Below are 23,070 nucleotides of genomic sequence, written 5' to 3'. Positions count from 1 at the left end.
ACCGGTGGTCGAGCCGGACTGTTGTCGGGACCGGCTGCGTTGCCGGAACTGGTTAGGCCCGCTTCGCCCGTTGGGCAGCGTCGTTGCTGGAACGGGGGAAGCCCGTGCTGGCCAGCGCCGTTGCTGGGCCAGCAGTGGAGCCGTGCTGGACTGGCGTTTCGGCCGTAGCCGGGTGCCAGGGCGGATGGCTCGGGTGGAGCTCGTTGCCGGGACTGGCGTTCGTGCCGGGATTCCGAAACCGGGGCCAGCGCTGATGCTGGCACCGGGACTCCGGAGCCGGTGCCCAACGCCTGGACGTTCCGCCATGGTCAGTCTCGGAATCGGCCAAACGGGGCCGGGACACGGAGAGCGTGCCGCGGAACCGAGGTGGTCCAGTCCAAGGGGCAGCCGGTCCAGTCCAGGGGTCAGCCTGAACCGGTCCGACGGGGCAAAGGCGTGGCTCGAGTACCGGGGCGACCGCGCTGACCCAAGGGCTCCAAGGAGCCCAAGGGCATCGCCCGAGGAACCCGGTCCGGGTGCGCCAACCCGCGAGTCAAGGCCAAAGGCCCAGCTCAAGGGCCCAGTCAGGTGCCTGGTCCAGTCGCCGCCGCGCCGGAGGCGTGAGCGGCACCTCAGACCGAGAACCCCACCGAGAACTCAGCCTGAGCACGCCAGCCCATGAACCTAGCCAGCACCCAGCCGCGGACCCAGCCAGCACCCAGTCGCGAAACCGTGGATCAGGCGGTGAGCCGTCCCCACGAATAGTCCTGTTTCGCGAGCTTCAGGTACACGAACAGCTCCGTCGAGACGACGCCCGCGATGGGCCGCACCTCGTCGCCGAGTACGGACAGGAGGTGGTCGTCGTCGCGGCAGAGCAGTTCTGCCAGCAGGTCGAAGCGGCCTGAGCAGAGGGCCACCTGGTGTACGTCGGCGACCTTGGCCAGTTGCTGGGCCACTTCGCGGGCGTCTCCGTCCACCGTGATGCCGACCATCGCCCTTCGGGTCAGGTCGACGTGTTCTGGTGAGGTCACGGCGACTATCTGCACCATTTCCTCTCGCAGCAGCCGTTGTACTCGCTGCCGCACCGCGCCCTCCGAAAGACCCACCGCCTTGGCCAGTGCGGTGAAGGACGCCCTGCCGTCTTCCTGTAACAGCGTGATGAGCGTCCGGTCGGTCCCGTCTAGCGCTCTCGGAGCACGCGGTTCCTCGATTTTCGTACGGTTTTCGTCACCCATGCCGTCCCTCCCTGTGTTTCGGCATGTGATTCGTCAGACGCGCAGCGTATCGGCAGGAGCCGGAGAGCAGGAGACCCTTTCCCGTTTTCTTCTCCAGATGGCGGACATGCGGGCCCCGTTCTGGCTCCGGCAAACAGCGGGTACGGTCGCGAACCGCCGATCTTGAGGAGGAATATTCCAATGACCGAAGCCGTCGCCGCGCCTGTGGTGCCGGCCAAGGGGCTCCGTTCGAACGCGCTGGGCATGGTGTCCTCGACGGTGATCGGGATGTCTTCGACCGCCCCGGCCTACTCGATCGCCGCGACGCTCGGGTTCATCGTGCTCGCCGGAACGGGGTTCAAAGCCGCCGCGTTCGTGCTCCTGTCGTTCGTGCCGGTGCTGTTCGTCGCTTTTGCCTTCCGGGAACTGAATGCGGCCGAACCCGATTGCGGCACCAACTTCACCTGGGCCACTCGCGCGTTCGGCAGCCGCGTGGGCTGGATGACCGGCTGGGTCGTCCTGGTGGAGCAGTTGCTGGTGATGTCCAGTCAATCCGCGCTGACCGGCCGGTACACGCTGCTGCTGTTTGGTCTAGACGACTTCGCGAACAACCGTGCGGTGACGACCGCTATCGGGTGTGCGTGGCTGCTCGCGCTCTGCTGGCTCTGCTACCGCGGCATCGAGGTGTCCGCGCGGGCGCAATGGATCCTCCTCGGCATCGAACTCGCCGTCCTGGTGATCTTTTCCGTCGTAGCGCTCACGCGCGTCTACAGCGGCACTGCGGGCCCGCAAGCGACCACGCCGCGGTGGGACTGGCTGTGGCCGAGCGGAGTGAGCGTCGGGACGGCGGTGTCGGCGGTGCTGCTCGCGGTCTTCATCTACTGGGGCTGGGAGAGTTCGCTTTCGGTGAACGAGGAATCGGCTGATCCGCGGCACGCGCCGGGCCGGGCGGCGATTCTGTCGACAGTGCTGCTGGTGCTCAACTACCTGCTGGTGACCGTCGCTGCGCTGGCTTTCGCGGGCGTCGGCGAGCACGGGATCGGGCTGGCCAACGAGGCGAACGCCGAGGACGTGCTCGCCGGCCTGGGCGGCGCGGTGTTCGGGACGTCCGGGTTCGGCAAGGTCATGGGGGTGCTGCTGATCGTGTCGGTGCTGACCAGCGGCGCGGCCACGAGCCAGGCGACGATCATGCCCGCCGCGCGCACCACGCTGTCGATGGCCAGCCACGGCGCGCTGCCCAAGGTGTTCGGCCGCGTGCATCCGAAGTACCAGACGCCGTCGGTGACCACCTGGGCGTTCGGGCTGGTGTCGCTCGCCTTGTACGTGCTGCTGGCGTTGTGGAGCCGGAACGTGCTCGCGGATTCGGTCGACGCGGTCGGGCTCACGATCGCGATCGAGTTCACGGTGACGGCGCTCGCGTGCGTGTGGGTGTTTCGCCGGACGCTGTGGTCGAGCGTGCGCAATTTCCTGCTTCGCGGCTTACTGCCCTTCGTAGGCGGCGTGTTCTTCCTGGCGGTACTGGTGCTCGCGGCGATCGCGTACGCGAAGCCTGACGCCGGAGAGACCACTGTGTTCGGCATCGGCGGCGTCGCGGTGATCGGTGTCGTGGCGATCCTCGTGGGCTTTCCGTTGATGTTCGCCGTGCAACGCGCCTGCCGTGACTTCTTCGCCGGGCGGCGTCTGACGCGCGGCGCCGTTGCTCGTGGCGGTCAGACCATCGAAAGCTAGCAGCGGCGAAGCAGGTCTTCTTCGGTTTCGCGGCGTACGAGGAGCGTCGCGTGCCCGTCGCGGACGCCGACGAGCGGTGGGCGGCCGACGAGGTTGTAGTTCGACGCCAGCGAGTGGTGATACGCGCCGGTGCACGGCACGGCCAACAGATCGCCGACGTGGATGTCGTCGGGCAGACAGACGTCCGCCAGTACGTCGCCGGACTCGCAGTGTCGTCCGACCACTGTCATCGGCGTACGCGCGGCCTTCGTGCGACGGCCGACGAGACGTGCGGTGTAGCGCGCGCCGTACAGCGCAGGGCGCGGGTTGTCGCTCATGCCGCCGTCGACAGCGACGAAGGTGCGCGCGCCGCGCTTCACGGCGCACACGCGGTAGACGGTGATTCCGGCCGGTCCGACGATCGCGCGGCCGGGCTCGATTGTCAGGCGTGGCAAGGGAAAGTCGTGTGACGAGCATTCGTAGCTCAGTGCGACGCGGAGGCGGCGTGCGTACCCGTCGAGGTCGAAGGACGCTTCGCGGTCGGCGTACGGCACTGCGTGGCCGCCGCCGAGATCCAAGTCGCGCAACGTGATTCCGTACTGGTCGCGGATACGGACGAGTACTTCGACCATCCGTCGCGCGGCTTCCTCGTAACGGTCTACACGGGACACTTGCGAGCCGATGTGGCAGTGCAGTCCGGTTAGTTGCAGGCTTGGCTGTGAAAGCACTGCTGCGACAGCGCGGTCGACGTTGTCGCGTACGTCGGGGCGTAGCGAGAAGCCGAACTTCTGCCCTTCGGTGCCGGTCGTGATCGCGGCGTGCGTGTCGCCGCTGACGCCGGGCGTGACGCGGATAAGGACGCGCTGTGCGCCATGGGCGAGCGCGCCGAGCTGTTCGACTTCGTCGAGAGAGTCGAGGACGATGCGACCGACGCCGTACTGCAGCGCGGCTTTCAAGTCTTCCGGGGTCTTCGCGTTGCCGTGCAACAGAATGCGCTCCGCGGGAAAACCGACAGCGCGTGCGACGGCGATCTCTCCAGCGGAGCACGTGTCGAGCGACAGTCCTTCTTCGGCGACCCAACGCAACACTGCTCGCGTACAGAGCGCCTTGCTCGCGAAGGCGACGTCGGCCTCCGGCAGCGCACGGCGGTACGCGCGGGCTGTTTCGCGCACCTGTTCCTCGTCGAGGAGGTAGGCGGGCGTACCGAAGCGCGCGGCGAGGTGGCTGACCGGCGCGCCGGCGAAGAGCAGTTCACCGCCTTCGCCGAGCTTCGTGCCTTGCGGCCAGAGCCCCGGTTCCAGATGGTCGGCGGCCTCGCAGCCGAGACTCGGGAGCAGCTCGCTGAGCGTCACGGTTACCTCCGGTCGATGTCGATCGCGGCGAACATCGCCAGCACACTGCGCCGAGCCCGGACCGGAACGTCCCGGAAACGGGCCCCTGACGGTCCGGGCGGCCGTGCTGACGGGTTCTTAACGCACGAGTAACTTCCGCCACACCCCGGTTGAGCTGGGCTTTGCTGAGTTATCCGGGGATCCGCCGTCTTATCGGACATGGTTGAACAGATGACGGACTTCGCGAGCGAGACCGAGGCGTACCGGCACGAGCTGCGGGTGCACTGCTACCGGATGCTGGGCTCGTTCGACGAGGCGGAAGACCTGGTCCAGGAGACTCTGCTGCGCGCGTGGCGCGGCCGTTCGACGTACGCGGGCCGCGCGAGCCTGCGGGCGTGGCTGTACCGGATCGCGACCAACGCGTGTCTCGATCACCTCGAAGCGCACCCGCGCGAGCTGCCGATGCTCGATCTGCCAGTTGCGCACGACTCCGACCTCGCGCCGCGTCCCGACGTCGCGGTTCCCTGGCTGCAGCCTGCGCCCGACAGTGCGCTTCAGCCGGACACTGTCGTCGTCGCGCTTGAGACGGTGGAGTTGGCGTTCCTCGCCGCCATTCAGCATCTTTCGCCGCGACAGCGTGCTGCGTTGGTGCTTCGCGACGTACTCGGCTGGTCCGCGCGTGAGACGGCTTCAGCGCTCGGTACGACGCCTGCGTCGGTGAACAGCAATGTGCTGCGCGCGCGGGCCGAGTTGCAGGAGCACCTGTCTACGCGACGTACGGAGTGGGCGTCTGCGTCCGGGAGCGATGAGGAACGCGCTGTTGTCGCGAAGTACGTCAAAGCGCTCGTAGAGCACGACGAAGCGGCCTTCGCTGAACTGCTGCGCGAAGACGTGCGTTGCAGTCACGCTCCCGGCGCTGGCGGGCACATGGGGCCGGAACCGACTTGGTACGCGGGGCGGGACACCGTGCTCGCGGGCTGGGCACCGGCGTTGCATGGTGGCGACGCTGCGGAATTCCGTGTTGTCGAGACCCGTGCGAACGGTCTGCCCGCGCTCGCCACGTACGCGCGCACAGTCGGCGAGTTCCGGGCCTTCGGCCTGGTGACGCTGCGGCTCGACGGCGGCCGTGTCGCGGAGGTGACCACCTTCGGTCCGGAAGTCTTCCCGACTTTCGACCTCCCGCCCGCGCTCGCCTGAGGCGTTACGAAAGCCCCCACGCGGACAGGATCCCGAACAGCTGGTCCCGTTCCCCGGCGGTCAGCAGCCTGCTCGGCGGTCGTACGTCGGGGCGGCACAGGCTGAGTTGCGAAAGGGCGTCCTTGACCACGCTGACGTTGTTGGCGTTCCCGTGCGCGGCGCGCATCTCCTCGAACGGGCGGATGCGGTCCCAGATTTCCATCGCGCCGTCGAAGTCGTGGTTGCGGAGACGGCGGAACAGGTCGAGCGAGATCTGCGGCGCGACGTTCACCAAGCCGGAGGTGAAGCCCGTCGCGCCGACTGCGAAGTACCCAGGGGCGGACAGTTCGGCGAGACCGGCGATCCACACGAAGCGCTCGTACCCCGCGTCGCGCGCGACGGTGCGGAAGCGCACCGGATCCGGCACCGCGTACTTCACGCCGATTACGTTCGGCGCGACGTCGGCGAGCTGTGCCAGGTCCGCACCCTCGATGGCGGGGTTGCGCACGTACAGGACAACCCCGAGTTCGGGCACTTCGTTCGCGATAGCGCGGTGGTAGTCGATCCAGCCCGCGCGCGATACGTACGGGTGCACGGGCTGATGGATCATCACCATGTCCGCTCCGGATGCGCGCGCGTGCTTCGCGGCCTTCACGGCTGTACGCACGTCATGGCCGACGCCTGCGAGGACGCTCGCCTCGCGCGCGGCCTTCGTGGTGACTTCGAGACACTGTCGCGTTTCTTGCTCTTCGAGTGCGTAGAACTCGCCGGTGTTGCCGTTCGGCGTGACGACCTCGATGCCGCTCAGCACGAGCCGTTCGACTAGCCGCTCGTACGTCTCGGCGTCCACGTCCCCGGCCGCGGTGAAGGGAGTCACCGGGATCGCCACCACGCCGGCGAGCCGCTGTCGCTGTTTCTCGAACGCCACGAGCAGATCCGATCTGATATATGATGTCTCGACAGTCGGAGGGTAACACGAGGTGGCCAGGACGATCGTCCTGATCTTTGGGATATGCGTCCTAGATCGGTGCTGAAGGGCGGCCTGGCCTGGCAAAACTAGGTACCGCTGGCCGACGACCGGATTACCTCGCGTGGGGACCTGGAACGTGCCGCTGCGCACCCGCGAGGTGCGGGAGTCGGGTCGGCGGAGCAACGAGTCGAGGTCACTGACGTGCGGCTGCCGCTCGCCTCATTTCGCATCACGTACACGTTCCGGCAAGCCCCGACAGAACGCGAGTTCGTCTTCCTCGCGCAAGCAGCCTGAGTCGGCACGCCCCAGCGAAAGGGGCGTGCCGAAACCCTCAGCGCAGAGCGTCCAAGGCGAACGCCGTGTACATGGCCACCCCGGCGGCCATCGCCGGTTCGTGGAACTTCACCCGGTTCGAGTGGTTGTCCTCGGTGGTCGCCGGGTCCGCTCCCGGCTCGCGGGCGCCGATGAACGCGAACGCGCCCGGAATCCGTTGCAGGACATACGAGAAGTCTTCCGCGCCCATGATCGGCGTGGTCAGCTCCTCGACGTTGTCCTCGCCCAGCACCTCCGCACCCAGCGACAACACCTCGGCCGCCACTGCCGGGTCGTTGACCGTCGTCGGGTAGCCCGGGTCAACGCCGGCCGACACGCGGCAGCCGTGGGCCGCTCCGACCGCCTCGCACACCTTCGGCAGTTCCTCGCGGATGAAGGACCGCGTCGACTCCGACAGGGTGCGAATGGTCCCCTCGAGCACCGCCGTCTCGGGGATGATGTTCGTCGTCGTCCCGGCCTGGATGCGGGTCACCGAGACCACCGCCGGGTCGAAGACGCTGATCCGGCGCGTGACCATCGTCTGGATCGCGCTGACCATCGCCGCCGCGGCGGGGACGGGGTCGATCGCGTCGTGCGGGGCGGAACCGTGGCCGCCGCGGCCGTTGACCTCGACGCTGAACGTGTCGGCCGACGCCATCATCGGCCCGCCGCGGACCTGCAGGACGCCGCTCGGGCTGTTGGCGATCGTGTGCAGGCCGAAGGCTCGCGTGACGCGCGTGCCCGCCGCGTCCAGCACTCCCTCGTGGATCATGTGCCGCGCGCCGTGGAGGCCTTCCTCGCCGGGCTGGAACATGAACACGACCGAGCCGGCCAGGTCGTCGACCCGCTCAGACAGCAGCCGTGCCGCGGAGGCGAGCATCGCGACGTGCGTGTCGTGGCCGCAGGCGTGCATCGAACCGTCGATCTCGGACGAGAACTCCAGGCCGGTGTCCTCGGTGAGCGGCAGCGCGTCCATGTCCGCCCGCAGCAGCACGGCCGGGCCGGGACGGGCGCCGCGCAGGACGCCGGTGAGCGACGTCGTGGAGCGGCCGTCGGTGAGTTCGATCGGCAGGTCGGCCAGTGCGGTGCGGATCGCCGCCTGGGTGCGTGGCAGCTGCAAGCCCTGTTCGGGATGCCGGTGCACGGCGCGGCGAAGCTCGACAGTGCGGTCCTGGAGCTGCCGCGCGGCGTCGAGCAGCCCGGCGTGCCGGTTGCCGGGCAGGGTGGGGAGGTCGGTGGGTCCGGTCATGGCTCGATAGTGGCACCTCGCACGCTTCGGGCGCACCGTGCGTGCGTTCGCCAGCGAGGCGGAATACGGTGTGCGCATGGCGGTGCAAGAGCCGGTCACGGGCTTCGCGATAGCTGTGGTCCGTGAAGACGGTCGGTGGCGGTGCAGTGCGCTCGATTCCTCGGCGCTCACAGAACTGGATGCGGCGATCACCGAGCTGGGCAAGCTCCGGTCGACCGGGGCGGCGTTCGGCCTGCTGGCCGTCGACGACGAGTTCTTCGTGATCGTCCGGCCGAGCCCGAGGGGTCCGTCGCTGCTGCTGTCGGACGCCGCCGCGGCGCTCGACTACGACATCGCGGCGGACGTCCTCGACGTCCTGCGCGTCGACCCGCCCGACGAGGACGACGACGCCGTCTGGCCCGAGGGCGACCTCGAGATCCTGGCCGACCTCGGCCTGCCCGGCGGCGAGCTGGAGGTGATCGTCGGGGAGGTCGACCTCTACCCGGACGAACAGCTCCAGATGATCGCCCAGCGGTGCGGGTTCGAGGCCGAGTTCTCGAAACTGCTGGACCAGCTCTGAGACGGCCGGACGACACCGAAGCCGTGCGGGCCGCGCTGGACGCGGCTCGCGCCCCCGGTGCCGACGTGCCCATCGGCGCGGTCGTCTTCGACCCCGACGGGCGCCCCCTGGCCGCGGCTCGCAACGCGCGGGTCGAGCTGGCTGACCCCACCGCGCACGCGGAGATCCTCGCGCTGCGCGCGGCGGCCCGCGAGTTCGGCGACGGCTGGCGGCTGGAGGGCTGCACGCTCGCGGTCACGCTGGAGCCCTGCACGATGTGCGCCGGCGCGCTCGTGCTCGCCCGCGTCGAGCGGTTGGTGTTCGGGGCTTGGGAGCCCAAGACGGGCGCGGTGTCGTCGCTGTGGGACGTCGTGCGCGACCGCCGCCTCAACCACCGGCCGGAAGTTCACGGCGGAGTGCTCGAAAGCGACTGCGCCGCCCTGCTCGAGGCGTACTTCGCGGACCGGCGGCTGGGGGCCGAGTAGACCCCGCCGCAAGCCGCGAAGAGGGTCCGGTATTGTTCTCGGCGGTGGCGTGTCCGAGCGGCCGAAGGAGCACGACTCGAAATCGTGTGACGGTTAATCCCGTCCGTGGGTTCAAATCCCACCGCCACCGCTCTTCACGAACGAACCCCGACCGGGCACTCCGGCCGGGGTTCGTTCGTTTGACCCTCCGGTAGCTGGTCCCCGTACCGGAGGTGGCGCTTTGTACATCTATGCCCGGCGTCGTTCGCTCACGTTCAGCGGCAAGCAGGTGACGATCAAGGCCGCGATCAAAGACGGCCTGTTCGGCGCGGACAAGAAGCACAGCTTCACCGTCAGCCGGATCAGCGGGGTCAGCAACACCGAACCCGGCGCGTTCAGCCCGGGGTGTCTCAAGTTCAAGGTGACCGGCGCGTCGACGGCGGTGATCGAGAACCCGGCTTCCGGCGGCGACAAGGCCGATCTGTGCACGTTCTACTACAGCTCCTCCGACCGGAAGAAGGTGCGGGAGCTGGTCGCGGCCGTCAAAGCGGCGATGGCGAAGTAGCGTGGACGCATGAGCGAGGAGCTTCCGCCGGTCGGCAAGACCGCGGTTGGGGTTGCTGGGCTTCGGGCGTTGGAGAGCGGGCGGCCGGACCGGCTGTTCGATGATCCGTACGCGGGCGCGTTCTTCCACGCCGGCCGCGCGATCTTCGAGGGCCGGGAACGTCACCACGAGCTGGGGATGGTCTTCGCGCACCAGGTCGCGATCCGCACCAGGTTCTTCGATGACTTCGTTTCCGGCGGGACCCAGACGGTGCTTCTCGCGGCTGGTCTCGACGCTCGCGCGTTCCGGCTCGACTGGCCTGACGGGGCGCGCGTGTTCGAGGTCGATCTGCCGGACGTGCTCGCGTTCAAGGAAACCGTACTGTCCGAAAAAGGTGCGCGGCCTCGGTGCGAGCGCACGACGGTTCCGGTGGATCTGCGCGGCGACTGGGTCACTGCCTTGAAAAACAACGGATTCGACCCGGATCAGCCGACCGTCTGGCTCGCTGAGGGGCTGCTCGTCTACCTCAGCCGGGACGAGGCGGAGCGGATGCTCACGGCGGTCACCGAGTTGTCCGCGCCGGGCAGCCGGGTTTCGTTCGAACATCGGCCGGACGGTGATCAGGACGGGCTGCTGGAACGGGCGCGTCAATTCGGCAGCGAGGTGACGGCGCTTTGGCGCGGCGGTCTCGCGGGGGACGCTCCGAAGTGGCTCGCCGAGCACGGCTGGCGGCCGGAAACCGTTACGGTCGCGGAACTTTCCGTCCACTATGGACGCGAGCCGCTGCACCACACGCGCGGCGGATTCGTGACTGCGACCCGTTAATTCTCTTCCTGCAACACCGGTGTGCCGAACGCGTCGAGGAAAGTCGTTGCCTCTCCTATGGTTGCGACGCCGCGCGCGACCGCTTCCGCGATGGTCCCGCATGCCTCCCGCACCGCTGGCTCCGCGGATCGGTCGCCCGCCAGCAGCGCGACGGCCGCTGGGGTCACTCCTTCGGCGATCAGCATGACCCGCGCCGCCGTCTGATCTGCCAGCCGGTCAAGCAAATCCGCCAGATCCAGGCCGACCGACGCTGTCCGCGCGGCGGCTTCGGCGGCCTGCCGGTAGTGCGCGTCCAGTTCGTCGGCGCTGCCCCGGAACTGCGCGGCCGGTTCGCCGCCCCATTTGCGTTCCGCGCTGTGCGCCCCGCGTTCGAACTCCAGCCGGGCCATCACCAGCACGTCGCGGCCGCCCGACAGCGTGCGCGCGGATTCGCGGATCGTCTGCGGGGAACAGTCGATCTGGCGCAGCGCGGCGACCGGGTCCGGTGCGCCGATCGCGGCGGCCGCGGCACTCAAGGAAGCCAGTCCGGCGGCCGCGTTTTCCAGTGCCGGGTGGAGGAACGGCATCAACTCAGCAGCGCCGTCGCGATCGTCGGGCGGTGGTGGTGGCCGCGGGCGGCCATCCGCAGCTGGCCGGCGAGGTCGGACGTCGCGTCGCCGAGCATGCGCGCGTCGACGTCCCGCGCGGCGAGCGCGGCCTCCCACCGGGCGGCGATTTCCCGCGCGGGCGCGGAAATGCCCCACGGCGTCGATTCGAGACGGGCTTCGGCGAACCGGCCCGCGGCACGGTCCGCGTCGGCAGCCGCTCGATCGAGCGCGTCCGCGGCGGCGTTGAGCCGCTCGCTCGTCGAACCTGCCATCGGGACCTCCGCTTCCGGGAGAGCGCGAACCGCGGCCCGTCACCCTCTCCAGAGATCTAACCCCATCGAGGCCGCCCGGGTCACTCGGCCGGGCGTGCGACGATTCCACATCGTGGAGATCCTTGACCCACGCAACCGAACCCGGCCAGAATTGGAGTCATGCCAGAGAACCGGGTAGTGCCGCAAGCCGGCCGTGCCCCGGCGCGGTCGGACGGCGAGGGCGTGGCCGCTCTCCTGAGGCGTCGCGGTCGTCTCGGCTCTCCTCCCGCGTAGGCGATTTTCCGCTGCTGTAGCCGAATTCACCTATTCTTCCGGGAGTACCCCCATGTCTGTAGACCTGCCTGCCCGCCTGCGCTCGTCCGTCACCCCGGACGACGGGATCCTCGAAGGGCCGCGCGTGCTGCGCCGCCTTCCGGACGGTGTCGAAGAACGTCCCTACGAGCTTTTCGCCCTGCGTCCGCTCGGACGGGTGATCGGCGCGGAAATCTCCGGAGTGGACCTCGGCGCACCCGTGTCGCCGCGGTTGCGTGCCGAGCTGAACCGCGCGTTGCTGGAGTGGAAGGTGCTGTTCTTCCGCGACCAGCGCATCACGTCGCAGCAGCAGCGCGCGTTCGCCGCGAACTGGGGCGAACTGGAGACCAACCCGTTCATCGCCCGCGGAGATTCCGATCAGGTCGTGCGGTTCACCCGCACCGCCGGGATGCCTGGGTACGAAAACATCTGGCACACCGACGTCACCTGGCGGCCGAATCCGGCGCTCGGTTCGGTGTTGCGGCTGGTCGAGGTCCCGCCGATCGGCGGCGACACGATGTGGGCCGACATGGCCGCCGCCTACGACAACCTGCCCGCCGACGTCCGCGAGCGGATCGACGGCCTCACCGCGGTGCACGATTTCGTCCCCGGTTTCGACCGGTTCACCGACCCGGACCTGCTGGCCCAGTGGCAGGACGCGTACCCGCCGGTCGAGCACCCGGTGGTGCGGACCCATCCGGAGACCGGACGGCGGACGTTGTTCGTGAACCAGGCGTTCACCACGCACATCACCGGCCTCGACCGCGCCGAAAGCGACCGGCTGCTGCGGTATCTGTTCCTCCAGGCGCACACGCCGGAGTTCCAGGTGCGGTTCCGCTGGCAGCCGGATTCGGTGGCGTTCTGGGACAACCGCGCGACCCAGCACTACGCGGTCAACGACTACCACCCGCACGTCCGGATCGCCGAGCGCGTCGCGATCGTCGGGGACCGGCCGTACTGACCGCTCACGACACCCCGGTGAGCACGGTGTCGACAAGTCGCTCGAGATAGGCGGCGTCGGCGGATTTCGCGCGGATCAGGGTGTGGAACCAGAGGTTTCCGCCCAGCAGATCCATGATCATCTCCGAATCCGCGGCGTCGGCGAGTTCGCCTCGGTCGTGCGCCCGGTCGAAGACGGCCTGCTCGCGGCCGAGGCGGTCGGCGAAGAACCGTCCGGCGGCCTCGGCGGTGGCGGGCCGGTCCGGCAGCGCGGAGACGACGGCCGTGATGACGCGCCGGTTCGCCGGATCGGACAGCAGGCGGTGGATCTGCTTCGCCAGTTCGAGGAGATCGCCGCGCAGGGAACCGGTGTCGGGAATCGCGAAGGCGAGTTCCGGGGCCTGCACGAGTGCGTCCGCGAGGACCTCGTCCTTGGTCGCCCACGTGCGGTAGATCGTCGTTTTGTGCACCCCGGCCCGCGCGGCGACCGCTTCGATCGTCAGTGCGTCGTAACCGCGTTCGGCCAGCAGCGCGAGGGTCGCGGAGAAGATGGCGTCCGCCTTGCGCGGGCGGGTGGCGGTCCGATCCATGGCTCAATCCTAGCCAGGTTTGCAACGGTGCGTTGCATTTGGTAGACCGGTGCCATGCAACGGTCCGTTGCATTCCTGGGTGGAAGGCGGAGACATGAGCGACGTGCTCCCGGTGGTTTTCGTGCACGGCATCCGGTTGTCCGGGGCGTGCTGGCAGCAGCAGAAACGCCTGGCCCGCGGTCGAGTCGCCGCGCCGGACCTGCCTGGGCACGGCACGCGGCGCGGGGAGAGGTTCACTCTCGACGGTGCGGTCGACGCGGTCGCCGAGGCCATCGACGAGGTCGGCGGCCGCGCGGTTCTGGTGGGCCATTCGCTCGGCGGCTACGTCTCGATCGCGACCGCGGCCCGGCATCCGGAGCGGGTCGTTTCGCTGGTGGGAGCCGGATGTTCGCTCCAGCCGAGTTCGGTGCTGCGCGGCGGATTCCGGTTCGCACGCCGTGGGCTGGCGACTGCCGTAGACGACGGCGCTTCCTTCAGCGCATGGCTGCTCCGCCGGGTTCTCCCCGCGGAAGTCGCCGAGCCGGTCATCGCCGCGGGAATCGCTTCCGAAGTCATCCCGGACGTGATGGAGGCGGCCGCCGGGATGGACCCGCTCGCCGACCTCGCCCGGTACCCGGGGCGGGTACTGCTGCTGAACGGCCGCCACGACCACTTCCGCCTCGGCGAGCGGCGGTTTTTGGCTGCGTGCCAGGACGGGGCGCTGCAGATCGTGCCGGGGGCGGGCCACTACCTGCCGCTCACCCACGGCGAGAGTTGCGCGCGGGCGGTCGACGGCGTCGCGACGGCCCTCGTCAGCGGTTAATGCTCGCGAGTGGCGAGGCGGGCCGCCTTCCTCCCCCTCCCGCGCTCCCCTGCGCGGTCAAGGCGGCGCCTCGCCACTCGCGAGGCTTCCCCGGGGCAAATCCGTGGAGCCGCGGTCGCGGGCGAAGCGGAAAGTCCCGCGCCCGCGGCTGTTTTCCCGGGTGGTGACACCTGCGCACTCGACGACGGTCAACCCCCACGTGACCGTGTCGCCTCCCCCGCGAGGTGCTACCCGTGAGCGGCGGGGCGGCCCGAAAGTGGTCTGGGCCACAGTTTCCGCGCTCATCGGTAAGGTACTCCCGCCCGGTACCAGTCGACCCCGGGCTTGAGCTGCATTTAAGGCAGATGCGCCGTCCGGGTGACGGCGGGACCAGCGGTCTAGCCGCGAAGTCCTTCGACTGTCGCGAAGCCATCACTGACTGTCACCTTCGTGCCGCGGCGAGCCGACAGCTCCACGAACCGCTGCAGTGCTTCGTCGGCGTCGTCTCCGGTCAACGGTACGCATTCGTTGTCTTCGTCGCGGCGGATCGGCACTAATTCGACCCGCATCTGCTCGCCGACGACGCAGCCGGCGAGCAGGCCGTCCCGGTGCCGGTCGCGCACCGCGGGCCAGTCGAAGACGAGGTTGCCGAGGCTGTAGAGGATCGGGCGGCCGCGATACACCTCGACCGGCTGCACGGTGTGCGGTCCGTGCCCGACGACCAGGTCGGCGCCGGCGTCGATGATCGCGTGCGCGTAGGTCACCTGATATTCGGCCAGTTCGTCGCCGGGGAGGCCCCAGTGCATCGACACCACGACGTGGTCGGCCTCGGCGCGGGCGCGGCGGATGTCGGCGAGCAGCAGCTCCAGGTCGCGGCGGACCGGCGTGGTGTGCACGATCGGCGGGCGGCCGGGGACGTCCAGGACGCGCGGATCCGGTTGGTACGACGTGTAAGCGCCCGCCGCGGCGACGCCCGGCGAGTCCTCCGTCGCTTCCTGCCCGACGGGCCAGCACAGCGACGTGTAGGCGAGGAACGCGATCCGGCCGCCGGGTCGTTCGAGGATCGCCGACGCGTGCGCCTCGGCGAGGTTCGCGCCCGCGCCGCAATGCGCGATCCCGGCGCGGTCCAGCACGGCGAGGCTCGCCATCGCCGCGGCCGGCGGGTAGGTGACGTTGTTGGCGACGGACACGACGTCGATCTCGGCGGCGGTCAGCGCGGCGACCATCTCCGGCGGCGAGTGCCGCCAGTTCGGTTTGTGCGGGATGTCCATGCCGGTCGAGCCGGACAGCGGTCCTTCGAGATTCACGAACCGCACGTCGGCGCCGGTGAGCAGCGAGGTCAACGGGTCGAACGCCGTTTCCGGCTTCGCGCGGCCCTGCAGGTTGACGTCTCCGCCGAGTACGAGCGTGATCATTGCGTCAACCCGTCCAAAGGAGGAAATCCCTCCAGCTCGTTACGAATCGTTGCCCTTTCGTCTTCCTCTGCTTCGCTTGTTCGGGGGACGATGCCTCGACCGTTGACATGCAGAGGGGACTCAGGGTGACCATATCCCGTCGTCCCGCCGGGGGCCGCAGCGCCGGTGGGGCAAGACTGACCAGAGGCGCGGTTGCCGTCTCCGCAGCTGCTCTCGCGCTGGGCGGACTGGCCGCGCCCGCTTCGGCGGCGCCAAGCGCGGACGCCCTGATCGCCGAGGTCTACGGCGGTGGCGGCAATTCCGGCGCCACGCTGACCAACGACTTCATCGAGCTGGCCAACCACGGCGGCGCGCCCGTCGCGCTCGACGGGTACAGCGTCCAGTACCTGCCCGCTTCGGCGAGCGCGTCGAGCAAGTGGCAGGTCACGCCGCTCGCCGGGTCCGTCGCGCCGAAGGGCCGCTACCTCGTCGCGGAGGGGAAGGGGAACGGCGGCACGATCGCGCTGCCGACGCCCGACGCGACCGGGGGCATCGCGATGTCCGCGACCGCGGGGACGGTCGCGCTCGTGTCCGACAGCGCGCCGCTGACCTGCAAGTCCGCTGCGGATTGCTTGGCGGACAGCCACGTCAAGGACCTCGTCGGCTTCGGCGATGCCGTTGTCCGCGAAGGAAACCCGGCCGCCGCGGCGTCGAACACGACCTCGGTCGCGCGTGCCGCGACGCTCGCCGACACCGACGACAACAGTGCGGACTTCGCCGTCGGCGACCCGACGCCTACCAACACCAAGGGCGAGACCACCGGTACGCAGCCGGGCGAACCGGGTGTTCCGGCGAAGATCCACGACATCCAGGGCACGACGCGGATTTCGCCGTTCAAGGACAAGCAGGTCGAGGACGTCACCGGCGTCGTCACCGCGGTGCGGAGCTTCGGCTCGGCGCGCGGGTTCTGGATCACCGACCCGCATCCCGACAGCGACCCGCGCACCAGCGAGGGCCTATTCGTGTTCACCGGATCGACGACCCCGGCGGTGGCGGTCGGCGACGCGGTCACCGCGCAGGGCAAGGTCAAGGAGTACTACCCGGACGCGCCCGCGACCTCGAACTACCAGTCGCTCACCGAGCTGACGAGTGCACAGTGGATGGTCGGCTCCTCGGGCAACCCGCTGCCCGCCCCGACCGTGCTGACGCCGGACCAGGTGCCGGATGTGCTGGCTCCCAACGCGGGCGGCAACATCGAGCCGTTGCCGCTCGAACCGTCGAAGTACGCGCTGGACTTCTGGGAATCGCACGAAAGCGAGATCGTCCAGGTCTCCGACGCGCGCGTGGTCGGCCCGAGCAACAAGTACGGCGAGCTTTACGTGACCACGAAGCCGCAGCAGAACCCGACTCCGCGCGGCGGCACGGTTTACCTCGGCTACGACAAGATCAACACCGGTGTGCTGAAGGTACAGTCGATCATTCCTGCCGCGCAGCAGGCGACGCCGAAGGTCAACACCGGCGACGTGCTCACCGGCGTCACCTCCGGTCCGGTGGAATACAGCAACTTCGGCGGGTACACGCTGTTCGCGTCGAAGCTGGGTGCGGCCAAGGACAACAAGCTGCAGAAGGAAACCACGCGCAAGCAGCGTCCGGGCGAGCTCGCGGTGGCGACGTACAACGTCGAGAACCTCGCACCGTCCGATTCGGACACCAAGTACGCGCAGCTCGCGCACGGCATCGTCGACAACCTCGCGACGCCGGACATCGTTACCCTGGAAGAAATCCAGGACAACAGCGGTGCGACGGACGACGGAACCGTCGACGCCGACGCGACGCTGAAGAAGTTCACCGACGCGATCGTCGCCGCCGGCGGCCCGCAGTACCAGTGGCGGCAGATCGACCCGGTGAACGACGAGGACGGCGGACAACCGGGCGGCAACATCCGCGTCGGCTTCCTGTTCAACCCGTCGCGAGTGTCCTTTGTGGATCGTCCGGGCGGCAGCCCGACGTCTTCGGTCGGCGTGGTTTCCGACCACGGCAAGGCGCACCTGACGCAGTCGCCGGGCCGGGTCGACCCGGGCAACGACGCGTGGGAGGACAGCCGCAAGCCGCTGGCGGGCGAGTTCGTGTTCCGCGGACGCACGGTTTTCGTGCTGGCCAACCACTTCAACTCCAAGGGCGGCGACCAGCCGACACACGGCCGCTACCAGCCGCCGACGCGCAGCTCCGAGGTGCAGCGGCAGAAGCAGGCGACGGTGCTGCAGGGGTTCGTCTCGCAACTGCTGAACGCGGACCCGCGGGCGAACGTCGTGGTGGCCGGTGACCTGAACGACTACCAGTTCTCGCCCGCGCTGGCGAAGCTGACGTCGGGCGGGTTGTTGAAGGACCTGATCTCGACGCTGCCGCCGGCTGAGCGGTACAGCTATGTGTACGAGGGTCAGTCGCAGGTGCTGGACCATATTCTGGCGTCGGCCGCGCCGCGTGGGGTGGATTATGACGTGGTGCATGTGAATGCTGAGTTCGCTGACCAGGCTAGCGACCATGACCCGCAGGTGGTGCGGTTCCGGCCTTCGGCGGGGAATCCGTTCGCGGATTTCGCGAATGATGTGCTGGACCAGCTTGACCGGTGGTTGCACCGGACGGCGTAGGTAGTTGGCTGTGAGGGGAGTCCTGGTTCCGTCAGGGTTCCCCTTGCGGCTTAACGCTTCGCCCGCCAGCCAAGCCCCAGCACCGCCTGTACCAGTTCCTGATAACTCGGCTTGACCTCTTCCAAATACCGGTCCAAATACTGCGGCCGAGCAGTAGTCACCGGCTGCGGGTCGTCCAGCGCCTCCACAAAACTCAGCCTCGAAACGTTGTGCAGCGCCATCTTCCACCACCGGTTGGCGCGCTCTCGGGTTTTCTCCTCCCGATCCTGCGCGGCAGCCACCGCCGCGTGCGCGTCTGCCAGTTGGCGTTCGATTTCGTCCGCTCGGGCCAGTTCCCACGCGCGCAGGCTGTCTGCCGAACCACGGGCTAGGCCGACGATTTCCTTGTACCGCATTGCCGGGCTGGTGGTTCCCTCGGTCACGGCGTGCCTCCCGCGGTCGGCTCGGTTTCTGGGCGTTGGAACGGGATGATGACTTCCGGTGCCCCGTGCGTGGTGCGGTCGAAGAACAATGCCCGGCCCGGTCGCGGCGACCAATGCACGACCTGGCCCGCGGCGAACGGTGACAAATCATTCCCTTGAACGTCCAGTGCGGCCCAGGTGCCGATGTCGTCCGTGCCGCCGAAGCCGAGGGTGTCCTTGAGTCGCGCGGTACTGCGCCACCAGCCGATGGTGTGCACGCCATGCGCGGGGCCGTTTTTCAGCAGCGTGCGCAGATGGTCGAGGCCGCTCTTCAACTGTCCGACGGCCTTTGCCTCCAACGAAGGCAACGCGGCGTCCACGCCGTACAGCAGCAGGATGCGCGGCGTCGTCGTGGAAAGTGATTCGACGATCGATTCCAGCTCGGTGGAAAGGTCTTCGGTGAGCGTCGCGATGTGCCCCTCGGCTTCCAGGCGGCTCTTCAAATCCAACACTGCCGGGGAACTCGCCACGATGGGGCAATGCAACAGAAACTCGACCTGCCCGAGTTCCATTTGCCGGGAAAGCGATCGAGCGGCGGAGTCCATAATGGACAACGCCTCCGCGGTCGCGCCGCCGAGTACGGCGATGTTCCGGCCGGGTACCCGGGGGAGTTCGACACCGCACGCGGCTTCGGTGACGTCGATCGACTGGCCGAGGATCGCTCGCGGCTGGGGGCTCGGCTTGAGTTCCATATAAGCCGGGAACTGTTCCAGCACCGGCGAATGCGCACCGTCGAACAGGCGTGGCCGGGTGAAGCGGCCAGCGTAGAGTTCCCACAGTTTCTGCTGCAGGTTCACGAAAACGTTGCGACTGCTCGCATCCGGGACGTGGGCGAGCTGGTTCCCGTGTGCGACACCGGAATCGTGGTTGATCACCGCGTGCCACTTGGGTGCGGATACGGCCGCGTTGTTCGTTTCCGCGAGGACCCGGCGCGCCTTCGGCATCGCGATGCGCAGCGTGCACTGTTCGAAGACCGCGGGTTTGCCCCAAAACGCTTCGATCCCGGCGACGTCCTGGCTCGCCAGCACCAGGTGGATGCCTTGCGAACGTCCGCGCCGAGCGATGTCTTCGAGCAATTGCGTGGCCTGCGCGGTGACCTGGTCGCGTCCGGCGAAGAGGTACTGGAACTCGTCGATCACCGCGACGATCCGTGGCCAGTGTCCGCCCGGATCCTGTTCTCGCAGGTCGGCCAGGTTCGTGACCTCGTGTTCCTTGGCCGCGGCGGAACGGCGGCGCAGTTCGTCGGCGAGGAAACGCAGCAGCGCCAACCCGAATTCGCGGTCGGTGTTGACGTTGACGCCGACTAGTTTCGCGTGCGGCAGCCAGCTGGAGTCCTTACGACCGGGAGCGAGACCGGCGAACGAGACACCTTCCTTGAAGTCCAGCAGGTACAACGCCAGTTCGTCCGGCGTGTAGCGCGCGGCGAGACTGCCCAGCAACGCGTAAAGGAAGTTCGTTTTCCCGGAACCGCTCGGGCCGCCGATGAGCGCGTGCGGGCTCGCGTCGCCGATCACGACTTCGACGGCTTCGCCCTCGTGGAACCCGATCGGCGCGCGCAGTTCCCGCGCGGAGCTTTCCTGGCCGATCTCGGCGGGCATCAGATCGGCGAACGACCGTGGGCCGCCCTGCTTCGAGATCAGTGCTTCGGCGATGCGGTTCGCCGCGCGGATGACCTGCCCGGACGGCATCGGCGGATCCAGGTCAACGACCAGGTCGCTGCCGGTCATGCTGCTGACCGCGCGGCGTTCGTCCAGCAGGCTCAGCGTTTCGATCGACGCGCTCACCGCGGTGGGCACGTCGACCAGGATCAGGCAGATCCCCGCCGCGAGCGCGCCGCTGGCCACGCGTTTGAGGTCGCGCGCGCGTTCCGCGTCGAGGGTTTCGCCGTTGCCGTACAGCACCGCGATCCGGTACGGCTCCAACCGCTGGTTGGTGGCTTTTCGCAGTTCCCGCAACGAGGTGTGGCCCGCCTGCATGCCGGTGGCGTGGATCCGGCGGATGTGCCCGGCGAGTTCGTCGAGCAGGTCCTCCAGTCGTGTCGGGTCGTACAGCGACAGCGCGCTGGTGCGGCTGAGCGGGTACAGGTCCGGCAGGATCGCGGTGAGCTGCCCGACGTCCCACAGGTGGATTTTCACCGCGCCGGGCTCGAACGCCGACAGCACGCGCATCAGCAGGCCCTGCACGATCCCGTCCACCACCGGCCGCGTTTTCGGCGCGGACGTGATGGCCAGGTGGGATTCGTCCAGCAGCGGCACGGCGACATCGAACGTGCGCGAGATGTCGCGTCCGGCCGCGGTGGCCGAACCGACCCGCCACAGCCCGGGCGCGGTGACGCCGGGATTCGTGCCGACACGGCCGAGCCATTCGCTCGGCGGCCGCCCGGCCGGGCCCGGCGCGTGCGCGGCGACGAGGTCGCGCAGTTCGCCGGGACCGGCGCTCCAGTCGGTGTAGAAGGCGGCGCGGGTGCCGCCGAGCGCGGCGAACACGTCGTGCGCCGCCGGATGCCGGGCCCACTCCGTCTGCTGCGCCGGGTCGGCGTGGTCCATGCCGACCCGGACGATCTCCTGTTCCAGCGTCAGCCGCGCCACCTCGGCCTCGGCCATTTCGCGCGCGCCCGCCGCGGCCCCGAGCACGAGCCCGATCTGGTGCCGGACCCGGTCGAGGGCGGTTTGCACACGGTTGCGTTGCTCGGCTGACTTGCTGGCCATCTCATCCCTACAGGCGTGACTGGTAGCCGCCCACTAATTCGTCGGCGGCGGCTAAACGGGTGAGGAGGTGCTCGAGTGCCTCGTCGGCCTGCGCCAATTGCTGCGGCAGCCACGGATCTGCCTTGGCTTGCGCGTCGACGAGTGCGCGCCGGGCGTCGCCGAGCAGAGCTTGCGCCCGCTCGGCATGCGCCCGTCCGTCGCCGACCCCCGCTCGCGCGGCGGTGAGCAACTGGTGGATTTCGGCGAGCCCCGACATCGGCGTTAAAGCCGCGCCGAGTAGGAATCGGCCGACGAGATGCCGGCCTGGATGGTGCTCTGCATGCCGGTGATCCCCTGCAGCGCTTCGGCGAGCAGGCCGTGCGCCTGGTTCACCTCGTGCTGGCTGCTGCCCTGGGTGGCTTGGGACAGCGACAGCTGTGCTTCTTCGAGTGCCTGCGCTGCCTGCTGCAGCGCGGCGATGCTCGCGGACGCCTTCTCGTTCGCGAGCGCGATACCAGCGCGGATCTCTTCCACTCCGGCCATGGGGGCGGGCTCCTCGGTGCGTCGTGGGCTGAAACGACCACATACAAACTTAGCGTGATCAGGTGTCTTCGGTAAGTAAGTGGGAACGGGAGAATCGACAAAGCCCCGGACGCGGTCGGCAGTCCGGGGCCTGTCGGGCGTCGGCTCATCGGGTGCGCACGCGGGGCCCGAAACCCGCGTTTCAGCCTTCTGACCTGCGGGTTATCGGGATGGGTGCGCCGGCCAACGCCCAGGTCAAAACGGTATTCGTGACACCGGGAAACCTCTCCGGACGGCTGCGATGAAGTCTGCGGCGAAGCCTAGCGGGTAGGACCGTTCGGCCGATCCCAGCCCCTGCCGCGGTTGCGGACAGCGACGGCCCGCCGCCCGGTTCAGCGAGCGCCTGCCGGATTCGGGTCGTCGCCGAGGTAAGTGCCGTAGCCCTCGACGACGAGCGGACCGTCGAAGACCAGGACCTCGTTGACCAGTCCGCCCTTCTGGTTGCGGTAGTTGATGACGAGCGCGCCGAGTCCGACGTAGACGCCGACGACCTCGAAGCGGAGATCGGGAATCCGGCGGAGCCCTTCGGCCCAGTACGCGCGCAACGCCGCTTTGCCGCGGAGCACGCCGTCGCCGCCGATCACCTGGACCGCGACCGGGGACCGGAAGGTCACGTCCTCGGCGAAGTGGGTCATCAGGGCGTCGAGATCGTGGGCGTTCCAAGCCTTTGCCCAGTGGTCGGCGAACTCTTGCGCGGCGCTGTGGTCCATGAACGAAGTCTGCCAGCGTCCGAGGGGTGGGACGGCGCGCCGTCAGCGGATTCCCTGGCGCGCCAGATCGGCCGCGATCCCGTCCAGGACACCGGAAAGCCCGGACGCGAACAGTTCGTCCAGGTCCCACGGCTCGGCCATCGACCGCATCGCGCTGCCGAGCCGCGGGTAGTCGGCGAAGCTCGGGTTATGCGCCGGTGCGCCGCGGCGTTCGGCCTCCACGTCGCTGACGTAGGTGAGGGCTACGCCTTGCACATACGAGGCGAACAGGAACATGTACCGGAACGCGTCGGCGGGGTCGAGATCGAGACCGTCGAAGGAGGCGAACGCGTGCTCGCTGCCCGCGGAAAGCGCGGGGCTGTCGTGGGTCCGGGTCGTCACCAGCACTTTCGCCAGGATCCACGGGTGCCGGTGGTAGAGGTCCCAGTCGAGGAAGGCGGCGCGCTCGAGCCCGTCGCGCCAGTCGCGCGGCGGGGTTTCCGGCAGCGGGACCTCGGTGAGCGCCGCCTCGACCATCAACGCCACCAGGTCGTCTTTGGACGCGACATGTCGGTAAAGCGCCATGGTTCCGGCACCGAGTTCGGCGGCCACCCGGCGCATCGACAACGCTTCGAGCCCCTCGGCGTCCGCGACCGCGATCCCCGCTCGGACGATCCGGTCGACGGTCAGGTGGCCGCGGTCTTCCTCGGACTCCGCCTTGCGCGCCCGGTACGCCTTCGCCTGGCAGGCCCTTGAGCAGTACTGCCGCGGGCGGCCCCGGTCCGGAGCGGCGAGCGGCTTTCCGCAGGACCCGCACTTCACTCGAGACACCTCTTTTCG

23 protein-coding genes and 1 tRNA gene are annotated in these 23,070 nt (G+C 68.8%); 10 read left to right on the top strand and 14 right to left on the bottom strand.

Annotated elements, in window-relative coordinates; all coding sequences use genetic code 11:
- Window positions 1-716: 716 nt before the first annotated feature.
- On the bottom strand, window positions 717-1,214 hold the full coding sequence (locus tag EIZ44_RS02420) for an Lrp/AsnC family transcriptional regulator (RefSeq protein WP_009084674.1): 498 nt from the start codon (window positions 1,212-1,214) through the stop codon (window positions 717-719).
- Window positions 1,215-1,394: 180 nt separating this feature from the next.
- On the opposite strand from EIZ44_RS02420, the gene EIZ44_RS02415 reads away from it, so the two are divergent.
- Window positions 1,395-2,921 carry an APC family permease gene (locus EIZ44_RS02415; protein ID WP_134727604.1) on the top strand — a complete coding sequence of 509 codons (1,527 nt, stop codon included), beginning with the start codon at window positions 1,395-1,397 and terminating at the stop codon, window positions 2,919-2,921.
- Here the strand turns inward: EIZ44_RS02415 and lysA are convergent.
- Window positions 2,918-4,252, bottom strand: a complete 1,335-nt coding sequence (lysA, locus tag EIZ44_RS02410; protein WP_037808576.1) for a diaminopimelate decarboxylase — start codon at window positions 4,250-4,252, stop codon at window positions 2,918-2,920. The genes EIZ44_RS02415 and lysA overlap by 4 nt on opposite strands.
- Before the next feature lie 210 nt (window positions 4,253-4,462).
- Between lysA and EIZ44_RS02405 the strand changes: the two genes are divergently transcribed.
- The gene (locus EIZ44_RS02405; protein WP_240691206.1) at window positions 4,463-5,428 is read left to right on the top strand and encodes an RNA polymerase subunit sigma-70; all 966 of its coding nucleotides are present in this window, start codon (window positions 4,463-4,465) and stop codon (window positions 5,426-5,428) included.
- 4 nt (window positions 5,429-5,432) lie between these two features.
- Here the strand turns inward: EIZ44_RS02405 and EIZ44_RS02400 are convergent, their stop codons facing one another.
- Together EIZ44_RS02400 and EIZ44_RS02395 are read right to left on the bottom strand one after the other, a co-directional pair.
- Complete coding sequence (locus EIZ44_RS02400; RefSeq protein WP_037808572.1) at window positions 5,433-6,335, bottom strand: dihydrodipicolinate synthase family protein; 903 nt, start codon at window positions 6,333-6,335, stop codon at window positions 5,433-5,435.
- 373 nt (window positions 6,336-6,708) lie between these two features.
- The gene (locus EIZ44_RS02395; RefSeq protein WP_134727602.1) at window positions 6,709-7,938 is read right to left on the bottom strand and encodes a M20 metallopeptidase family protein; all 1,230 of its coding nucleotides are present in this window, start codon (window positions 7,936-7,938) and stop codon (window positions 6,709-6,711) included.
- A gap of 76 nt (window positions 7,939-8,014) precedes the next feature.
- Between EIZ44_RS02395 and EIZ44_RS02390 the strand changes: the two genes are divergently transcribed.
- The 5 genes from EIZ44_RS02390 (at window position 8,015) to EIZ44_RS02370 (ending at window position 10,309) form a co-directional block, all read left to right on the top strand.
- Entirely contained in the window at window positions 8,015-8,497 is a 483-nt protein-coding gene (locus EIZ44_RS02390) for a tRNA adenosine deaminase-associated protein (protein WP_037354362.1), read from the top strand.
- A 23-nt stretch (window positions 8,498-8,520) separates the two neighbouring features.
- Entirely contained in the window at window positions 8,521-8,961 is a 441-nt protein-coding gene (locus tag EIZ44_RS02385; RefSeq protein ID WP_037808568.1) for a nucleoside deaminase, read from the top strand.
- Between the two features lie 43 nt (window positions 8,962-9,004).
- A tRNA-Ser gene (locus EIZ44_RS02380) sits at window positions 9,005-9,091 on the top strand.
- Between the two features lie 90 nt (window positions 9,092-9,181).
- Window positions 9,182-9,505, top strand: a complete 324-nt coding sequence (locus tag EIZ44_RS02375) for a hypothetical protein (RefSeq protein ID WP_134727601.1) — start codon at window positions 9,182-9,184, stop codon at window positions 9,503-9,505.
- 9 nt (window positions 9,506-9,514) lie between these two features.
- Entirely contained in the window at window positions 9,515-10,309 is a 795-nt protein-coding gene (locus EIZ44_RS02370) for an SAM-dependent methyltransferase (RefSeq protein ID WP_037808562.1), read from the top strand.
- Here the strand turns inward: EIZ44_RS02370 and EIZ44_RS02365 are convergent.
- Entirely contained in the window at window positions 10,306-10,875 is a 570-nt protein-coding gene (locus EIZ44_RS02365) for a hypothetical protein (RefSeq protein WP_037808561.1), read from the bottom strand. The genes EIZ44_RS02370 and EIZ44_RS02365 overlap by 4 nt on opposite strands.
- Window positions 10,875-11,168 (bottom strand): hypothetical protein, encoded by a 294-nt coding sequence (locus tag EIZ44_RS02360; protein ID WP_037808560.1) that lies wholly within the window; start codon window positions 11,166-11,168, stop codon window positions 10,875-10,877. Before EIZ44_RS02360 ends, EIZ44_RS02365 begins: the two co-directional genes overlap by 1 nt.
- A 325-nt stretch (window positions 11,169-11,493) precedes the next feature.
- Between EIZ44_RS02360 and EIZ44_RS02355 the strand changes: the two genes are divergently transcribed.
- Window positions 11,494-12,420: a TauD/TfdA dioxygenase family protein gene (locus EIZ44_RS02355; protein ID WP_134727600.1), complete on the top strand. Its 927-nt coding sequence runs from the start codon at window positions 11,494-11,496 to the stop codon at window positions 12,418-12,420.
- Between the two features lie 4 nt (window positions 12,421-12,424).
- On the opposite strand, the gene EIZ44_RS02350 is transcribed toward EIZ44_RS02355, so the two are convergent.
- Entirely contained in the window at window positions 12,425-12,988 is a 564-nt protein-coding gene (locus EIZ44_RS02350) for a TetR/AcrR family transcriptional regulator (RefSeq protein WP_134662095.1), read from the bottom strand.
- 94 nt (window positions 12,989-13,082) lie between these two features.
- Between EIZ44_RS02350 and EIZ44_RS02345 the strand changes: the two genes are divergently transcribed.
- On the top strand, window positions 13,083-13,790 hold the full coding sequence (locus EIZ44_RS02345; protein ID WP_134662094.1) for an alpha/beta fold hydrolase: 708 nt from the start codon (window positions 13,083-13,085) through the stop codon (window positions 13,788-13,790).
- A 377-nt stretch (window positions 13,791-14,167) separates the two neighbouring features.
- Here the strand turns inward: EIZ44_RS02345 and EIZ44_RS02340 are convergent, their stop codons facing one another.
- Complete coding sequence (locus tag EIZ44_RS02340; RefSeq protein ID WP_134727599.1) at window positions 14,168-15,184, bottom strand: CapA family protein; 1,017 nt, start codon at window positions 15,182-15,184, stop codon at window positions 14,168-14,170.
- A gap of 125 nt (window positions 15,185-15,309) precedes the next feature.
- On the opposite strand from EIZ44_RS02340, the gene EIZ44_RS02335 reads away from it, so the two are divergent.
- A complete protein-coding gene (locus EIZ44_RS02335) occupies window positions 15,310-17,811 on the top strand; it encodes a DUF8508 domain-containing protein (RefSeq protein WP_338081052.1) in 2,502 nt (833 codons plus the stop codon).
- Between the two features lie 50 nt (window positions 17,812-17,861).
- Here the strand turns inward: EIZ44_RS02335 and EIZ44_RS02330 are convergent, their stop codons facing one another.
- From EIZ44_RS02330 to EIZ44_RS02305, 6 genes are all read right to left on the bottom strand, one after another.
- Window positions 17,862-18,233, bottom strand: coding sequence for a hypothetical protein (locus tag EIZ44_RS02330; RefSeq protein ID WP_037808549.1), 372 nt, complete (start codon window positions 18,231-18,233; stop codon window positions 17,862-17,864).
- Window positions 18,230-20,980, bottom strand: coding sequence for an FtsK/SpoIIIE domain-containing protein (locus EIZ44_RS02325; RefSeq protein WP_134727598.1), 2,751 nt, complete (start codon window positions 20,978-20,980; stop codon window positions 18,230-18,232). The genes EIZ44_RS02330 and EIZ44_RS02325 overlap by 4 nt, the downstream gene beginning before the upstream one ends.
- A 7-nt stretch (window positions 20,981-20,987) precedes the next feature.
- Complete coding sequence (locus EIZ44_RS02320) at window positions 20,988-21,236, bottom strand: hypothetical protein (protein WP_043834588.1); 249 nt, start codon at window positions 21,234-21,236, stop codon at window positions 20,988-20,990.
- A gap of 5 nt (window positions 21,237-21,241) precedes the next feature.
- Window positions 21,242-21,502 carry a hypothetical protein gene (locus EIZ44_RS02315; protein WP_009084635.1) on the bottom strand — a complete coding sequence of 87 codons (261 nt, stop codon included), beginning with the start codon at window positions 21,500-21,502 and terminating at the stop codon, window positions 21,242-21,244.
- A gap of 371 nt (window positions 21,503-21,873) precedes the next feature.
- A complete protein-coding gene (locus EIZ44_RS02310; RefSeq protein WP_037808544.1) occupies window positions 21,874-22,251 on the bottom strand; it encodes a YybH family protein in 378 nt (125 codons plus the stop codon).
- A gap of 42 nt (window positions 22,252-22,293) precedes the next feature.
- A complete protein-coding gene (locus tag EIZ44_RS02305) occupies window positions 22,294-23,052 on the bottom strand; it encodes a TetR/AcrR family transcriptional regulator (RefSeq protein WP_205673025.1) in 759 nt (252 codons plus the stop codon).
- Window positions 23,053-23,070: the final 18 nt, after the last annotated feature.

The sequence above is a fragment of the Amycolatopsis nivea genome (assembly GCF_004522235.1).
GTDB classification, from domain to species: Bacteria; Actinomycetota; Actinomycetes; order Mycobacteriales; family Pseudonocardiaceae; genus Amycolatopsis; species Amycolatopsis nivea.
The sequence above is the reverse complement of the archived record's forward strand: the minus strand, read 5'-3'. Positions and strand labels throughout refer to the sequence as shown.

What these genes read in the sequence shown, in the direction of transcription:
- EIZ44_RS02405 (WP_240691206.1), top strand. Translation starts at nt 4,463, where the DNA reads ATGACGGACTTCGCGAGCGAGACCGAGGCGTACCGGCACGAGCTGCGG.
- EIZ44_RS02310 (WP_037808544.1), bottom strand. Translation starts at nt 22,251, where the DNA reads ATGGACCACAGCGCCGCGCAAGAGTTCGCCGACCACTGGGCAAAGGCT.
- EIZ44_RS02345 (WP_134662094.1), top strand. Translation starts at nt 13,083, where the DNA reads ATGAGCGACGTGCTCCCGGTGGTTTTCGTGCACGGCATCCGGTTGTCC.
- EIZ44_RS02325 (WP_134727598.1), bottom strand. Translation starts at nt 20,980, where the DNA reads ATGGCCAGCAAGTCAGCCGAGCAACGCAACCGTGTGCAAACCGCCCTC.
- EIZ44_RS02415 (WP_134727604.1), top strand. Translation starts at nt 1,395, where the DNA reads ATGACCGAAGCCGTCGCCGCGCCTGTGGTGCCGGCCAAGGGGCTCCGT.
- EIZ44_RS02395 (WP_134727602.1), bottom strand. Translation starts at nt 7,938, where the DNA reads ATGACCGGACCCACCGACCTCCCCACCCTGCCCGGCAACCGGCACGCC.
- EIZ44_RS02365 (WP_037808561.1), bottom strand. Translation starts at nt 10,875, where the DNA reads ATGCCGTTCCTCCACCCGGCACTGGAAAACGCGGCCGCCGGACTGGCT.
- EIZ44_RS02355 (WP_134727600.1), top strand. Translation starts at nt 11,494, where the DNA reads ATGTCTGTAGACCTGCCTGCCCGCCTGCGCTCGTCCGTCACCCCGGAC.
- EIZ44_RS02320 (WP_043834588.1), bottom strand. Translation starts at nt 21,236, where the DNA reads ATGTCGGGGCTCGCCGAAATCCACCAGTTGCTCACCGCCGCGCGAGCG.
- EIZ44_RS02315 (WP_009084635.1), bottom strand. Translation starts at nt 21,502, where the DNA reads ATGGCCGGAGTGGAAGAGATCCGCGCTGGTATCGCGCTCGCGAACGAG.
- EIZ44_RS02360 (WP_037808560.1), bottom strand. Translation starts at nt 11,168, where the DNA reads ATGGCAGGTTCGACGAGCGAGCGGCTCAACGCCGCCGCGGACGCGCTC.
- EIZ44_RS02390 (WP_037354362.1), top strand. Translation starts at nt 8,015, where the DNA reads ATGGCGGTGCAAGAGCCGGTCACGGGCTTCGCGATAGCTGTGGTCCGT.
- EIZ44_RS02370 (WP_037808562.1), top strand. Translation starts at nt 9,515, where the DNA reads ATGAGCGAGGAGCTTCCGCCGGTCGGCAAGACCGCGGTTGGGGTTGCT.
- EIZ44_RS02350 (WP_134662095.1), bottom strand. Translation starts at nt 12,988, where the DNA reads ATGGATCGGACCGCCACCCGCCCGCGCAAGGCGGACGCCATCTTCTCC.
- EIZ44_RS02420 (WP_009084674.1), bottom strand. Translation starts at nt 1,214, where the DNA reads ATGGGTGACGAAAACCGTACGAAAATCGAGGAACCGCGTGCTCCGAGA.
- EIZ44_RS02340 (WP_134727599.1), bottom strand. Translation starts at nt 15,184, where the DNA reads ATGATCACGCTCGTACTCGGCGGAGACGTCAACCTGCAGGGCCGCGCG.